The sequence below is a fragment of the Streptomyces europaeiscabiei genome, assembly GCF_036346855.1.
GTDB classification, from domain to species: Bacteria; Actinomycetota; Actinomycetes; order Streptomycetales; family Streptomycetaceae; genus Streptomyces; species Streptomyces europaeiscabiei.
In genome coordinates this window covers 8,758,034-8,772,007 of sequence record NZ_CP107841.1, presented here as the reverse complement: position 1 = coordinate 8,772,007, position 13,974 = coordinate 8,758,034, and the positions used below count along the sequence as shown (strand labels likewise).

11 protein-coding genes are annotated in these 13,974 nt (G+C 70.5%); 4 read left to right on the top strand and 7 right to left on the bottom strand.

What is annotated here, in order from left to right; translation table 11 throughout:
• The first annotated feature begins 124 nt into the window (after positions 1-124).
• On the top strand, positions 125-352 hold the full coding sequence (locus OG858_RS38075) for a hypothetical protein (protein ID WP_086750224.1): 228 nt from the start codon (positions 125-127) through the stop codon (positions 350-352).
• 130 nt (positions 353-482) lie between these two features.
• On the opposite strand, the gene OG858_RS38070 is transcribed toward OG858_RS38075, so the two are convergent.
• Genes OG858_RS38070 through OG858_RS38060 form a run of 3 tightly spaced genes read right to left on the bottom strand, consistent with a single transcriptional unit; the run spans position 483 to position 3,101 of the window.
• The gene (locus tag OG858_RS38070) at positions 483-1,520 is read right to left on the bottom strand and encodes a polyprenyl synthetase family protein (RefSeq protein ID WP_319268498.1); all 1,038 of its coding nucleotides are present in this window, start codon (positions 1,518-1,520) and stop codon (positions 483-485) included.
• Positions 1,517-2,224, bottom strand: a complete 708-nt coding sequence (locus tag OG858_RS38065; RefSeq protein WP_319268495.1) for a 4'-phosphopantetheinyl transferase family protein — start codon at positions 2,222-2,224, stop codon at positions 1,517-1,519. Before OG858_RS38065 ends, OG858_RS38070 begins: the two co-directional genes overlap by 4 nt.
• Positions 2,169-3,101: a metallophosphoesterase family protein gene (locus tag OG858_RS38060; RefSeq protein ID WP_408059454.1), complete on the bottom strand. Its 933-nt coding sequence runs from the start codon at positions 3,099-3,101 to the stop codon at positions 2,169-2,171. Before OG858_RS38060 ends, OG858_RS38065 begins: the two co-directional genes overlap by 56 nt.
• Positions 3,102-3,359: 258 nt before the next feature.
• Between OG858_RS38060 and OG858_RS38055 the strand changes: the two genes are divergently transcribed.
• On the top strand, positions 3,360-4,493 hold the full coding sequence (locus OG858_RS38055; protein ID WP_086746856.1) for an ATP-grasp domain-containing protein: 1,134 nt from the start codon (positions 3,360-3,362) through the stop codon (positions 4,491-4,493).
• Positions 4,494-4,621: 128 nt separating this feature from the next.
• On the opposite strand, the gene OG858_RS38050 is transcribed toward OG858_RS38055, so the two are convergent.
• From OG858_RS38050 to OG858_RS38035, 4 genes are all read right to left on the bottom strand, one after another.
• Positions 4,622-5,512 (bottom strand): sulfotransferase family protein, encoded by an 891-nt coding sequence (locus OG858_RS38050; protein WP_328543997.1) that lies wholly within the window; start codon positions 5,510-5,512, stop codon positions 4,622-4,624.
• Positions 5,513-6,079: 567 nt separating this feature from the next.
• Positions 6,080-9,127, bottom strand: coding sequence for an alpha-mannosidase (locus OG858_RS38045; RefSeq protein ID WP_086746857.1), 3,048 nt, complete (start codon positions 9,125-9,127; stop codon positions 6,080-6,082).
• Positions 9,128-9,180: 53 nt separating this feature from the next.
• Complete coding sequence (locus OG858_RS38040; protein ID WP_086746858.1) at positions 9,181-10,521, bottom strand: 6-phospho-beta-glucosidase; 1,341 nt, start codon at positions 10,519-10,521, stop codon at positions 9,181-9,183.
• Between the two features lie 75 nt (positions 10,522-10,596).
• Positions 10,597-11,346 (bottom strand): DeoR/GlpR family DNA-binding transcription regulator, encoded by a 750-nt coding sequence (locus OG858_RS38035; RefSeq protein WP_046704169.1) that lies wholly within the window; start codon positions 11,344-11,346, stop codon positions 10,597-10,599.
• A 150-nt stretch (positions 11,347-11,496) separates the two neighbouring features.
• Between OG858_RS38035 and OG858_RS38030 the strand changes: the two genes are divergently transcribed.
• Together OG858_RS38030 and OG858_RS38025 are read left to right on the top strand one after the other, a co-directional pair.
• Positions 11,497-12,516 (top strand): carbohydrate kinase family protein, encoded by a 1,020-nt coding sequence (locus tag OG858_RS38030; RefSeq protein WP_086746859.1) that lies wholly within the window; start codon positions 11,497-11,499, stop codon positions 12,514-12,516.
• Positions 12,517-12,597: 81 nt separating this feature from the next.
• Entirely contained in the window at positions 12,598-13,878 is a 1,281-nt protein-coding gene (locus OG858_RS38025; protein ID WP_086746860.1) for an ABC transporter substrate-binding protein, read from the top strand.
• Positions 13,879-13,974: the final 96 nt, after the last annotated feature.

Below are 13,974 nucleotides of genomic sequence, written 5' to 3'. Positions count from 1 at the left end.
CCCGGGCGACATTCGCGCGCGGGAGGACGGGATTGTCAGTGGTGGACGGCAAGCTGGGGGTGTGCCACCCGTATGCCGGGGCGGGCACGGAGTTCTACCGATCCGACCAGGGGAGAGCCGTTCGATGCCGACCGCCGTACTGACCGACCGCGAGCGCGCCGCCGTACAGGCCTATCTGCGGCTGCTGGGGACCGTACGAGCAGCGCTGGACGGGCCCGGGGAGTCACGCCGACCACCCGTGGTGCCGCCCGCCGCGCTCGCCGAGGCGGAGCAGGCACTGGCGGCGGCGGGACTGGCGGGCAACGAGGAGGAGTTCTTCCGGCTGTTGCGGAGCTGGTGCCCGAGGGCCTGAGCGCGTGCGGCGACGGTCCGCCGGGTGCCCCGGTGGACCGTCGCTGTTCTCCGGCGCCCAGGCCGTTTCTGACGGCTCTTGAGGCCGTTCGTGAGCGGTTACGGACGAGTCCGGTGAGGTGGCCGGCGCCTCACGAGTCACCTCGCGCGGCGCCGATCGGCCGGATGATCTCCGACCAGGAGCCAGCAGAAGCGCCCTGGGTCAGGTACAGCCGGGCGGTCCGGTCCACCAGCTGCCGCAAGGCCGGCATGTAGGTCTCGTCGCCGCCCAGTTCGCCGAGCACGCGGTGCGCCTCGTCGCGGAACACCGCGAGGTCCTTCTCGAAACGGCGGAGAACGACGGGGTCGAGCAGCAGCGCGCGGAGCTCCGCGCGCGCCCGTTCGGAACTCCGTGCGGCGACACCGAGTTCCACCACCCGCGTCCTCGATCCAGCTGGCGTCTCCTCCAGCGCGCAGGCGAGGAGATAGGTGGCCGTGCCGTTGCGAAGGTCCTCCTCGCGGCCGGAGAGCAGGTCCTCCTGGTCGTTGAAGAGCTGCCAGAGAACCCCGAAGGTTCTGCCGAACTCCCGCCACAGTTCGGTTCGTTCGGGTCCGGCGTCGGCGAGCAGCGCGGCCATCGTCGTGATCATGCTGAAGGGGGCGCCGGATTTCCCGCGACAGGCGGCGACGACCGCGTCCCGCGAGGGGTTCTCGCTGTCGCCGCGAAGATCCCGCAACTGACCTTCAACGGCGTCGATACAGCAGTTGACGATCTCGACGGTGAGGGCGTTGCGCACCGCGTCCGGGACCGGCTGGGCCTGGACGATCCTGATGGGAAGGGCGTGTCCGCCGAGGACGGACACCAACAGCGCCTCTTCCGTGCCGAGTCCGGCGGGGATGCGGGCGCCGTGGCTGTCGGCCAGGTCGTCGAGAAAACACGCGGAGGTCCACCACAGGACATGCACGGCCCCCAGGGGGACGGCCGGTCCCGGGAAGCCCGTCTCGGCGGCGTGCACGAGGAGCGGGAGCACGGACAAGGGGTACTTCATCCGCTGGTGGTCCAGCAGTCCGGATATGGATCTCCGTACCGCTTCGGACGAGGGCCCGAGACTCTCCAGGGCGGCCGTGATCTCCGCGTCGATGTCCGACGACAACTGTCTGTGCAGGTCCGCGTAGGAAAGGCAGCTCATCCCGCGTCCTCGCCCTTGGTGGGGAAGGGAACCGGGACCGCCGTCGCCACCAGTCCTTGCCGCACCGTCCAGCGTCCGTCGAAGACGTCGATGCGACGACCCTTCACCACCGGTCCGGGCACGAGGAGTTCGGCGCGCAGTGCGCCGGAGCGGCCACCGGGGTCGACGGACACCTCGATGTCGGCCTCCGCGAAGTCCAGCCACCGCCCGGTCAGCGGGAACCACGCCTTGTAGACGGACTCCTTGGCACTGAAGAGCAGCCGGTCCCAGTGGACCGAGGGGTCACCGGCGATCAGACGGTGCAGCCGGGTCTCCTCCGCGGGGAGGGCGATCGCCGTCAGGACGCCCTCGGGCAGGGTGTCGTGCGGTTCGGCGTCGATGCCCAGGGAGGCGAGGTCGTCGACGCGGACCAGGGCGGCTGCCGCGTACCCCTCGCAGTGGGTCATGCTGCCGGTCAGCCCGTCCGGCCAGCCGGGGGCACCGCGCTCGCCGGGCACGATCGCCCGCGGCGCCACGCCGAGCTTCTCCATGGCCCGCCGGGCGCAGCCGCGGACGACGGTGAACTCCCGGCGCCGCTTCGGCACCGCGCGCGCCACGACCGCCTCCTCCTCGGGATACAGCTCGATCCCCTCGGCGGCCGCGGCCCAGTCAGGGGCGTGCGCCTCCACGACCACGACCGCTCCCGGGAGCAGTTCCTCGATCACCGGCTTGGACCTCCATCGGCAGAATGCGGCGCAGCCTGCCCGGCGGTCCCGGACGCGGCCGCCACTCGCGGGGGTAACCCACGGACACCTCTTCGAAGCGGACCCCGTCCAGCCAGGTGGTCCGCGGGATGTGCAGATGGCCGTAGACCATGACCTCGACGCGGAAGCGCCGGTGCCAGTCGGCCGTCAGTTCCGTGCCGCACCACATGGCGAACTCGGGGTAGTGCAGGATGTCCGTGGGGTGCCGGTCCAGCGGGTAGTGGTTGACCAGCACCGTCGGCAGGTCGGGCGGCAGTTCGGCGAGCCTGCGTCCGGTCTCGGCGACCCGGGCGCGGCACCAGTCGTCGCGGCTCGGGTACGGGTCGGGGTGCAGCAGGTGCTCGTCGGTGCAGACGACGCCGGTGCCGTGCGCGTACGTGAGGCCCTCTTCCTTCGTCGCACAGCCCTTGGGCAGGAACGAGTAGTCGTACAGAAGGAAGAGCGGAGCGATCACCACCGGGCCGCCGGGTCCCTCCCAGAGGGGGTACGGGTCCTCCGGGGTGACGACACCCAGCTCCCGGCAGAGGGCGACCAGATGCTCGTACCGCTCGACGCCCCGGTACGGGACGGTCTCGCTGGGGTGGGTCCACAGCTCATGGTTGCCCGGCACCCACACGACCTTGGCGAAGCGGCCGGCGAGGGTCTCCAGGGCCCAGCGGATGTCGGCGACGGTCTCGGCGACGTCGCCGGCCACGAGGAGCCAGTCGTCGTCGGTCTCGGGGCGCATCTGCTCGACGAGGGCGCGGTTCTCGGGATAGCCGATGTGCAGATCACTGATGGCCAGCAGATTTCCGTGACGGCCGACCCTCGACTCCACCCGCACTCCTTTTCCGAACATCCAACATCAACACGAGAACACACGAGCGTACCGGTGGACAAGACAGACCAGGCGAACCACTCGACACGCGTCCCGGTGAACCCGCCGCGCAAGGATTAACACGCGCGTGACAGAAACCTGACCTCCGGTGGCCGTATGATCCCTCCTACACCACCGCCACGCCTGTCTTTCGCGTACGGCGGTTCGGCGTACCTCCATCCCCCCTGGCCGGGCACGGCCTGCTCCGCTGTGCCCGCGAACCCTGGAAAGGCGGCCTGCATGGTCTCTCGCGTACGCGTCTGGCTCAACCGCACGTACGCGGAGAACGTCTTCTTCATGGATCAGCTGCGGCATAATCCGCACGCTCGTCCGGTGGACATCCATGCCACGCACGGTGACGCCGACTCCCCCGTACTGGCCGCCGCGGACACCGCCGACCTGGAGCCCGAGGGCCTCTCCCCCGCCGCGTACGTCGAGTACGCGCTCGACCAGTGCGCCAAGCGCGGCATCGATGTCTTCGTGCCCCGGCTGCACCAGGCGGCCCTGGCCGCGCATCGCGAGGACTTCGCGGCCGTCGGTACGGTCCTGCTGGCGCCGACCGCCCGGGCCATCGAGGTCTTCGAGGACAAGGTGACCGCGTACGAGGCGGTCCAGGCGCACGGAGTCCCGGTGCCGCCGTGGTTCCGGGTGACGAACGCCGACGAACTCGTCGCCGCCGTCGACGAGTTGGAGGACGGCGGACACAGAGCGTGCTTCAAGCCGGCGTCCGGGGCGGGCGGCGTGGGCTTCCGCGTCGTCTCGCGCGCCCCCTTCTCGCTCGATCAGCTCAGCGGATTCCCGAGCCCCTACGTGCATCTCGACATGGTCGTGGAGGCGGTGCGGGCGGCCGAGGAGCCCGTGGACTGGATGGTCATGCCGCGCCTCGAACAGCCGGAGGTGTCCGTCGACTGCCTCACCGGCCCCGACGGACGGGTCCGGATGGCCGTGGGCCGCACCAAGAACGGCCGGCGTCGTGGGTTCAGTCAGAACCCCTCGTGGATCGAGCCCGCACGGCGGATCGCGGAGCGGTTCGAGCTGCACTACCTGACGAACATCCAGTTCCGCATGTACGGCGACGAACCGGTGCTGATGGATGTCAACACGCGTCCGGCGGGTGGGCTGCACCAGCTCGCGCTGTGCGGGATCAACGCCCCCTGGGCGGCCGTGCAGTTGGCGCTGGGTGAGGACCCGGGTGACGTGATGCCGACGCGGCTGGGGGAGGACTACACGGTGGTGTCGGGGACGCGGCCGGTGCGGTCGGTCACCCTGCCGCACCAGGTTCCCGAGGTGCCGGTCGCCGTGGAGGCGCGCCCGGTGGCTGTCGCACCGTCCTCGGTGTGCAAGCCGGCTGCCGACCGGCCGTTGGCGGTCTGAACGCCCGAGCGTTCTCGCCCCCGCCGCCCCGACCCGTCCCATCCCGGGGGCCGCGCCCCCAGGCCCCCTGAGGGAGTTGGTCGGGTGCGGGTCGGTGGGGGCTTGTCGCGCAGTTCCCCGCGCCCCTTTCAGGGGCAGGGGCTCAGGTAGCCCCAAGTCTCGGCCAACTCCCTCAGGCGGGGCGGGAGTTCCGATGCCGGATTCGCCTCGCGGGCCGGCTGGATGCGGCCGGACCTGATGGTGGTGGACCAGTCGCCGAGTTGGGGGCGGAAGGTGCCGTGGTCCTGGGTGCCGTAGTCGAGCATGCCGGGCTCCCATGCGAGGCCCAGGTGGTCACAGATGCCCCGGGTGACCTTCTCGGGGTCGGCGGTCAGCTCCTCGTACCGGATGACGTGAACGGGGAGGTTCTGGCGGACCTCTTCCAACTTCTCGCTGTAGTGGAGGACTTCGGCCCGGATCGCCTCGTGGTCGGGGTCGGCGCGGCGGCTCGTGAGGGACTGGACGACCGCACCGGGATGGCGCAGCAGGAGGATGTAGCGGGCGTTCGGCCAACATCGGTGCAGGCGCGGCCAGATGAGGGTGTCCGGCGGGGTCTTGTCGACGATGATCTGCTTGCCGCTGCGGATCAGCTCATGGTGGAGGATACGGTCCCACAGGATGTGCTCCAACTCGCACCTGTCGAGTTCGAGCGCCTTCATCGCGTCCCCGGTGAAGTCCCGGGAGAGATGGACATGGACGGTCCGCAGGTGCATCTCGCGCGGGGCACGGATCTGGCTGTGGCTGTTCAGGACGACCCGCGGCAGCGTCGAGCCGGAGCGCACCGAGGACAGCACGAACACCGGCGCGTCCACCAGCCGGGACGCGCGCGGCGCCACGTACGGGGGCTTTGCGGGTGCGGTGTCGGTCCGGGGCGCGGGGACGGCGTTCAGCGGCTTGCGCGGCGGGCTCACCGCCTCGGCGATCAGTCTGCCGCGACGCCTGAGCCCCTTGCCGATCGTGGACTTGCGCGGATCTCGCACGATGACACCTCACCACTTTTCTTCGCACTGTCGCGTTGCCCCGTATCACAGGGGTTGGTAGCTGCTCGCCAGGGAGGGCGAATGGGGGCGAATTGGCTCGATCGTGTGATGGTCGGCTTCCGGGCTTGTGCTGCCCTGGGCCGTTCGGGTTGGCGTGATCGTGCGATCTGGGACGCGGGGTACGGCGTCAGCGTGCGGGGCCCCTGTTCCACCGGTGTGACGGTCCAGGGCCTCTCCGTCGCCTCTGGCTGTGCCTGTTCGGCCAGGTCGCGCAGGGCAGTGTCCATCAGCGGCTCCGGCCGCGGGGGCCTCCCGGGCCCGGACCACGTACAGGATGCGTGTCGCCGCCCCGGGGTCGAGTACGCCGGGGACCAGCTCGCCCGGGACCGTTCGGGGCGCGCGGCTGAACGGACTCACCCCCCGCTCGGTCCACAGGAACGGTAGTGGGCGAATTCCAGGTGTCGTGGAGGGAAAGCACCGTGGTCGCGGCGGGCGGTGCACCCGCCGCGACCAGCTGTTCTATGCTCCCTCAATTTTTCACGGGAAGCGGACTCACCGCTGTACGGGTCACCGCTCCCCCACCGCCAGCCGCAGTGTCTGCACCTCGAACGGGCGCAGCGTCACCGGGACGCCGTTCCCGTCCGTGGCCGCCTGGGACAGGGGGCGTTCCAGCAGGTCGGTGATCTGGGCCCCGGCGAGCGGGAAACCGGTGCGCAGGACGCCCCGGGCCCGGCCGCCGCTCGACTCGTAGAGCCGGACCACGACGTCACCGGAGGCGTCGTCGGCGAGCTTGACCGCCTCGACGGTCACGCCCTCCCCGTCCACGGAGACGACCGGCTCGGGGGCGCCCGCAGCGTCCGCGACGCGCAGCGGCAGGTTGAGGGCGTAGCCCTCGGCGACCGCGTCCTCGATGCTCGCGCCGGGGAGGAGCGAGTAGGTGAGGCGGTGCTTGCCCTGGTCTGCCTCGGGGTCGGGGATGCGCGGGGCTCGGACCAGGCTGAGGCGGACCGTCGTGGTCGTACCGCCGTCCTCGCGGACCGTGCGGGAGACGTCGTGGCCGTAGGTGGAGTCGTTGATCACCGCCACGCCGTAGCCGGGCTCGGCCACGTGCACCCAGCGGTGGCCGGAGACCTCGAAGCGGGCCGCCTCCCAGCTGGTGTTGGTGTGGGTGGGGCGCTGGATGTGGCCGAACTGGATCTCGGCGGAGGAGTGCGGCGCGCGGACGTCGATCGGGAAGCCGGCCTTGAGGAACTTCTCGGCCTCGTGCCAGTCGATGTCCGTCTCGAAGTCGATCCGGGGGCTGCCGGCGCGCAGGGTGATCGTCTGGGTGATGCGGGAGCCCTTTCCGAACGAGCGCTCCACGCGGATGGCGCCGAGGAGGGGGTCCTCCTCGACCACAGTGATCGACTCGGCGTCCAGCAGGTCCGTGTAGCGGTTCTTGTAGTGCTTGTCGACGTCCCAGGCGTCCCAGTAGTTCGGGAGGTCGGTGTGCAGGCGGAGCAGGTTGCCCGTGTCGCCGAGCACTTCGCGGTCGGCACGCAGGTCGCGTACGGAGGCGAGGGTGCCGTCCTCGGCGATCTCCACCCGGACCAGGCCGTTGTCCAGGACGCGGCCGGAGACGGTGACGGGATGCGGGGGCGCGGTGGCGGTGAGGGGCGCGCTGCCGCTCGCGGGGACCGTCACGTACACCGGTGCACCCGCGGACGTGACGACCACCTCGGCCCGGTCGCGCGGACTGGTGTTGAAGACACGCGGGTCACCGGCGCCGAGCGCCGTGACAGCCTCGGCCGTCAGCTCCTCCAGCTCCTTCGCCACCCTCGCGTACTCCGCCTCCGCCTCGCGGTGGACCCAGGCGATCGAGGAGCCCGGCAGGATGTCGTGGAACTGGTGGAGGAGGACCGTCTTCCAGAGGCGGTCGAGCTTCTCGTAGGGGTAGGAGTAGCCGGGCGCGTGGAGCGCGGCCGTGGTCGCCCAGAGTTCGGCCTCGCGCAGCTTGTGCTCGCTGCGGCGGTTGCCCTGTTTGGTGCGGGCCTGGGAGGTGTAGGTGGCGCGGTGGAGTTCGAGGTACAGCTCGCCGTTCCAGACGGGGGCGTCCTCGTACTCGGCGCGGGCCTTGGCGAAGAACTCGTCGGGGTGTTCGACGACGACCTTCGGTGAGCCCTCCAGATCCGCGAGGCGGCGGGCGCGTTCCATGATCTCGCGGGTGGGGCCGCCACCGCCGTCGCCCCAGCCGAAGGGCGCCAGGGAGCGGGTGCCTGCGCCCTTCTCCTGGTAGTTGCGGACGGCGCGGTCCATCTCCTCGCCGCTGAAGCGGGCGTTGTAGGTGTCGACCGGCGGGAAGTGGGTGAAGATGCGGGTGCCGTCGATGCCCTCCCACCAGAAGGTGTGGTGGGGGAACCTGTTGGTCTGGTTCCAGGAGATCTTCTGGGTGAGGAACCAGTCGTTGCCTGCGAGTTTGGCGAGCTGCGGGTAGGAGGCGTTGTAGCCGAAGGAGTCCGGCAGCCAGACGCCCTTGGTCTCGATGCCGAAGTTCTCGATGAAGAACCGCTTGCCGTGGACGAGCTGGCGGGCGATGGCCTCACCGCCGGGCAGGTTGCCGTCGGACTCGACCCACATGCCGCCGACGGGTACCCACTGGCCCTTGTCGACTGACTTCTTGATGCGCTCCCACACCTGCGGGTAGTTGTCGCGCACCCACTCGTACTGCTGGGCCTGGGAGCAGGCGAAGATGAAGTCCTCGTACTCGTCGGCCAGCGCGGTGACGTTGGAGAAGGTGCGGGACGTCTTGCGCTTGGTCTCGCGGATGGGCCAGAGCCAGGCGGAGTCGATGTGGGCGTGGCCGACGCCGGAGATGGTGTGGGCGCTGGCATGGGCGGGCTTGGCGAGGACGGGGGCGAGGATCTCGCGGACCGCCGTCGCGCTGCCGGAGACGTCGTCCAGGTCGACGGCGTCCATGGCCCGGTCCAGGGCGTGCAGGATCTCGTGGCGGCGGGGCTCGTGCTCGCCGAGGTGGACCATGAGTTCGCGCAGTACCTGGAGGTCCAGGTCGAGGTGGAAGACCTCCTCGTCGAGGACGGCGAGGTCGGCGCGCTGGAAGGTGTAGAGGGGCTTGTCGCCGGCCGTGAGGATGTCGCCCATCGGCGTGATCTTCGAGAAGTTGTCGGCGAGGATGTCGGGGTTGGACGCCGCCTCGACCAGGTAGTCGATGGTCTCGCCGCCCCGGACGGGGTTGCCGATCGGCACGTACTGGTTGAGCGGGTTGACCGCCTTCAGCGGGGTGCCGTCGGCGAGGTGGACGAGGGCCTCGGCCTGGTTGCCGGGCCAGTCGCCGACGAAGCCGAGGTCGATGACCGCCTCGACTCGGCGGCCCGCCCACGCGGCGGGCACCCGTCCACGCATCCGGAACCAGGTCGTGCCCCACGGCGGGCCCCACGGGGTGTCCATCGCGAACGGTGTGTACGAGGCGGCGGCGGCCTCCTCGAAGGGGACGGGCTCGCCCGGCGCCTGCCAGGCCTCGACCTCGAAGGGCGCGGAGGCCGCGTAGATCGCGGGCTTGACGCGCTGGGTGTGGACGCGCTCGACGCGTTCCTCGATGCGGCGGCGTTCGTCGTGCATGACGGGTCTCCAGAGAGGGAGCGAGCGGGGGAAAGCGCTTTCCGGCGGTGAGCCTACTTGAGGTACGCCAGGCCCGGGTGGACCTCGGTGTACCCCTCCACCAGCCTGCGCGCCACATTGACGGAGTCGACCAGCGGGTGCAGGGCGAAGGCCTTCACCGCGGTCGTACGGGAACCCGCCTCGGCGGCGGCCAGGACCTCGCGTTCGACGGCCTTGACCGCGCAGACCAGGCCGGTGGCGTGGTCGGGCAGGGGGGCCACGGTGACCGGGTGGGCGCCGTTGGCGTCGACCAGGCAGGGCACCTCGATGACGGCCTCCGTGTCGAGGGCCGAGAGGGTGCCCTTGTTGCGGACGTTGAGGATGAGGGTGGTGCGCTCGTCGCGGGCGATGGCCCGCATCAGGGCGAGGGCGACCTTCTCGTAGCCGCCGGACAGGTCGTCGGCGTCGCGTTCACCGGCGCCCGCCGTCTCCCGGTTCTCCGACATGTAGGTGGCCTCGCGTTCGGCGCGGGTGCGGTCCCAGGCCTTGAGCGCGTGGGCGTCCGGGCGGCGCATCTCCTCGTAGAAGTGGGCCTGCTGGTCCTTGAGGAAGGCACCGCGGGTCTTGTCGACCGCCTGGTAGGCGCGGACGGCCTCGCGGTTGAAGTAGTAGTAGTGCAGGTACTCGTTCGGGATCGCGCCGAGGGACTGGAGCCAGTCGACACCGAAGAGTTTGCCCTCCTCGAAGGATCCGAGGAGGTCGCGGTCGGCGAGCAGGCGCGGGAGTTCGTCGCGGCCCGCGATGTGCAGGCCGCGGACCCAGCCGAGGTGGTTGAGGCCGACGTAGTCGATCCACGCCTCCTTCGGATTCGCGGCGCCCAGGACGCGGGCGATACGGCGGCCGAGGCCCACGGGTGAGTCGCAGATGCCGATGACGCGGTCGCCGAGGTGGCGGGACATGGCCTCGGTGACCAGACCCGCCGGGTTGGTGAAGTTGATGACCCAGGCGTCGGGGGCGAGCCGGGCCACCCGCCGCGCGATGTCCGCGGCCACCGGGACCGTGCGCAGGCCGTAGGCGATACCGCCGGCGCCGACGGTCTCCTGGCCCAGGACGCCTTCGGCGAGGGCCACCCGCTCGTCGTCCGCACGGCCCTCCAGGCCTCCGACGCGGATCGCGGAGAAGATGAAGTCGGCGCCGCGCAGGGCCTCGTCGAGGTCGGTGGTGGCGGTCACCTCGGGGGCGTCGGGCACGTCCGCCGCCTGCTCGGCCAGGACGCGGGTGACGGCGGAGAGCCGCTCGGCGTCCAGGTCGTGCAGGACGACATGGGTGACCCGGCCCTCGGCGCGGTCCCCGAGGAGCGCCCCGTACACGAGGGGCACCCGGAATCCTCCGCCGCCCAGAATCGTCAGCTTCACGCAACTACCACCTTTACCGATCGTGCATACATGCGGGCCGTCCCGACACGTGTCAGCCGCCCCGTCCCGGGGCGGTCATACGGTGACCACCTCGACCCCCGCGTCCTCGAACGAGGACCGAGTGCCCTGGTCCACCGACCCGTTGGTCACGACCACGTCGAGTTCCCCGGGCCCGCAGACCCGCGCCATCCCCGTACCGGGGAACTTCGCGGAGTCGGCGAGCAGGACGACCTTGTCGCCGGCCTTGATCATCGCGCGTTTGACCGGGACCTCGACGACGGTCGTGTCCATCACCTGTCCGCCGGGCCGCACTCCGCTCGTACCGAGGAACAGCCAGTCGGCGTGCAGCTGCCGGAGGTTGTCCTCGGTGAGGAAGCCGACGAGGGAACGGTACTCGCGGCGGACCATGCCGCCGAGCAGTACCAGTTCGATCCCCTCGTCGTCTGCCAGCTCCTCGTAGACCACCAGGTTGCTGGTGATCACGGTGAGGCGGCGGCCGTGCAGCTGCCGGGCCAGGCGGTAGGCGGTGGTCCCGATGTCGAGGAGCACGGACTGACCGTCACGGACCATCGAGGCGGCCTTCGCCGCTATCGCGTCCTTCTCGGCCACCCGCACCTCGGCCACCTCGGCGAAGGGCTGGTCGCCCTCGTCCACGACCGCGCCGCCGTGCACACGGGTGAGCAGCCCCTCCTCCTCCAGCCTCAGGAGGTCACGCCGGATGGTGGCGGGGCTCACACCGAGCTGTTCGGACAGGTCGGTGACTGCCGCCGGGCCCCCTGATCGCAGGGCCCGCAGGATGAGTTGGTGTCGTCGCTCTGCCAGCACGCGCTGAACAGTACTCGTCATTCCCAATCATTTCTATGCTCACTTCTGCTCGACTCTTGCCAAAGCTCTCGGAGGCGCGCACGATCTGTGCACCGAAATTGAAGACTTTTGAAGAGTGATCCTCGAAGGTCTCGACGAGAGGGTGCACGCGTGGACGACGACCGGCCCGATGTGCTGCTGACCGGGCTGCTCTTCTACGACCTCGTGCTCACGGGGCTGGGAAAGCCGCCCACACCCGGCGAGGAGATCTGGACCGACGGCATGGGCTGCGGTCCGGGCGGCATCGCCAACCTGGCGGTGGCCGCCGCCCGTTTCGGCCTGAGGACCTCCCTGGCCACGGTCTTCGGCGACGACTACTACGGCGCCCACTGCCATGAGGTCCTCGCCGGACAGGAGGGCGTGGACCTCTCCCTCTCGCGCACCGCCGACGGCTGGCACACCCCCGTCACCGTCTCCCTCGCGCACGGTCACGACCGGGCCCTGGTCACCCACGGCCAGGAGCCGCCGTACTCGCAGGACGTGTTGATGGGCGACCCGCCCGAGTCGCGCACGGCCCTCGTGCACATCGAGGCCGAGCCGCGCGAGTGGCTCGCCAAGGCCGCCGCGAACGGCACGCACATCTACGCGGACGTCGGCTGGGACCCCACCCAGCGGTGGTCCCGTGACCTGCTCGACCAACTCGCCCTGTGCCACGCCTTCCTCCCGAACGAGACCGAGGCGATGGCGTACACCCGTACCGACAGCGCGGTCGCCGCGCTCGGCACGCTGAGCGAGCTGGTGCCGGTGGCCGTGGTCACCCGCGGCGGCGAGGGCGCGGTCGCGGTGGACCAGACGACCGGGGAGTACGCGGAGGTCCCGGCCCTGGACGTCGACGTGCTCGACGCGACGGGCGCCGGCGACGTCTTCGGCGCCAGCTTCGTCGCCGCATCCCTCGGCGGCTGGCCACTGATGGAGCGGCTGCGGTTCGCCGTGCTGTCGGCCGGACTGTCCGTGGGGCACCACGGCGGAGGTCTGGCGGCGCCCGGCTGGTACGGCGTCGACCGCTGGTGGCGCTCGCTGACCGACCCCGACCTGAAGAAGGCCTACGGCTTCCTCACCGACCGCATTCCGGCCGACGTCGGCCCACCGGTGCGCCACGCCCCGGTCACCCCGCCCGCGCGGCTGCCCTGATCCCCCCGGGCATCGCGCGCCTCTGATCCCCCCAGAAAATTGCCCCGAAGTACCACGAACAGGAACAAACAGGAGTGACCCGTGGACCTTTCTCGTAGAGGCTTCCTCCAGGCTGCCGTGCTCACGGCGGCGGCCTCCGGCCTGACCGTCGCCTGTGGCGGCGACTCGGAATCCGGCGGCACCAAGAACGGCAAGAACCTCACCATGTGGTACTGGGGCGGAGCCCTCAGCGACAAGGTGGTCGCCGAGGCGAAGACGCACTTCAAGGGCCAGGTCAAGCTGACCGGCTCCTCCATCGGCGGCGACTTCAAGCAGAAGCTCACCACCACCCTCGCGGCGGGCGGCTCCTCCGTCCCGGACATCACCGGCATCAAGGGGGAGGACATCGCCTCCTTCCTGCCCAACGCCGACCGCTTCCTCGACCTGAACGACCTGGGCTTCAAGACGCTCTCGTCGCAGTACCTGGAGTGGAAGACCAAGCTCGCCCAGACCGAGGACGGCAAGCAGGTCGGCTTCCCGATCGACATCGGCCCCACCGCGCTCTTCTACCGCGCGGACCAGTTCGACAAGGCCGGGCTGCCCAGCGACCCGGCCAAGGTCGCGGCCGAGGCCAAGACCTGGGAGGACTACTTCGCGCTCGGCACCGAACTGAAGAAGGCGCTGCCCGGCACCTTCCTGATCAACAACATGGGGTCGGTGTTCAGCATCGCGGTCGGCCAGGGCACCAAGCGGTTCATCGACCAGGACAACCACTTCATCGGCGACCAGGACCACATCCGCGCCGCGTGGGACACGGCGGTCCGCGCCTACACGCTCGGCCTCGACGCCAAGATCAACGACCAGAGCTGGAACGCCGCCGTCGGCAAGAGCCTGACCACCGAGGTCGGCGCCGCCTGGCACGCGTTGGACATCGAGTCGGCGGCCCCGGGCACCAAGGGCAAGTGGCGGGTCTGCGCGACGCCGGGCGGCCCCGCCAACCAGGGCGGCTCCTATCTGACGCTGCCCAAGCAGTGCCGGAACCCCGAAGAGGCATTCAAGATCATCAGCTGGATCCTCAGCCCGGACAACAACGCCAAGAGCTTCACCGACGCCGCGATCTTCCCCGCCTCCCCGGAGACGTACGCGATGCCGGCCATGACGGGCCCCGACGCCTTCTTCGGCGGACAGAAGATCATCGAGGTCTTCGGCCCGGCCGCCGAGGCCATACCCGTCAGCTACGAGGCGCCCGCCGACTCCGCGGTCATGGCTCCCTTCATGGCCGAGCTGACCAGCATCGAGGCCAAGGGCAAGAAGCCCGACGACGCCTGGAAGGACGCGGTCTCCCAGGCCAAGCAGATCGCCAGGCGGCAGGGGGTGAACTGAGGTGTCGTCACCTCCGGTCACCGGCTCCGCCACGGTGCACGAGCACCGTGGCGGGCCCGGCCCGGCCCGCTTCCGCCCGCGGCGCACCCCGCCCGC

Excerpts from the sequence above, each read along its gene's own strand:
- OG858_RS38075 (WP_086750224.1), top strand. The coding sequence starts at position 125 with ATGCCGACCGCCGTACTGACCGACCGCGAGCGCGCCGCCGTACAGGCC.
- OG858_RS38070 (WP_319268498.1), bottom strand. The coding sequence starts at position 1,520 with ATGAGCTGCCTTTCCTACGCGGACCTGCACAGACAGTTGTCGTCGGAC.
- OG858_RS38060 (WP_408059454.1), bottom strand. The coding sequence starts at position 3,101 with ATGTTCGGAAAAGGAGTGCGGGTGGAGTCGAGGGTCGGCCGTCACGGA.
- OG858_RS38055 (WP_086746856.1), top strand. The coding sequence starts at position 3,360 with ATGGTCTCTCGCGTACGCGTCTGGCTCAACCGCACGTACGCGGAGAAC.
- OG858_RS38045 (WP_086746857.1), bottom strand. The coding sequence starts at position 9,127 with ATGCACGACGAACGCCGCCGCATCGAGGAACGCGTCGAGCGCGTCCAC.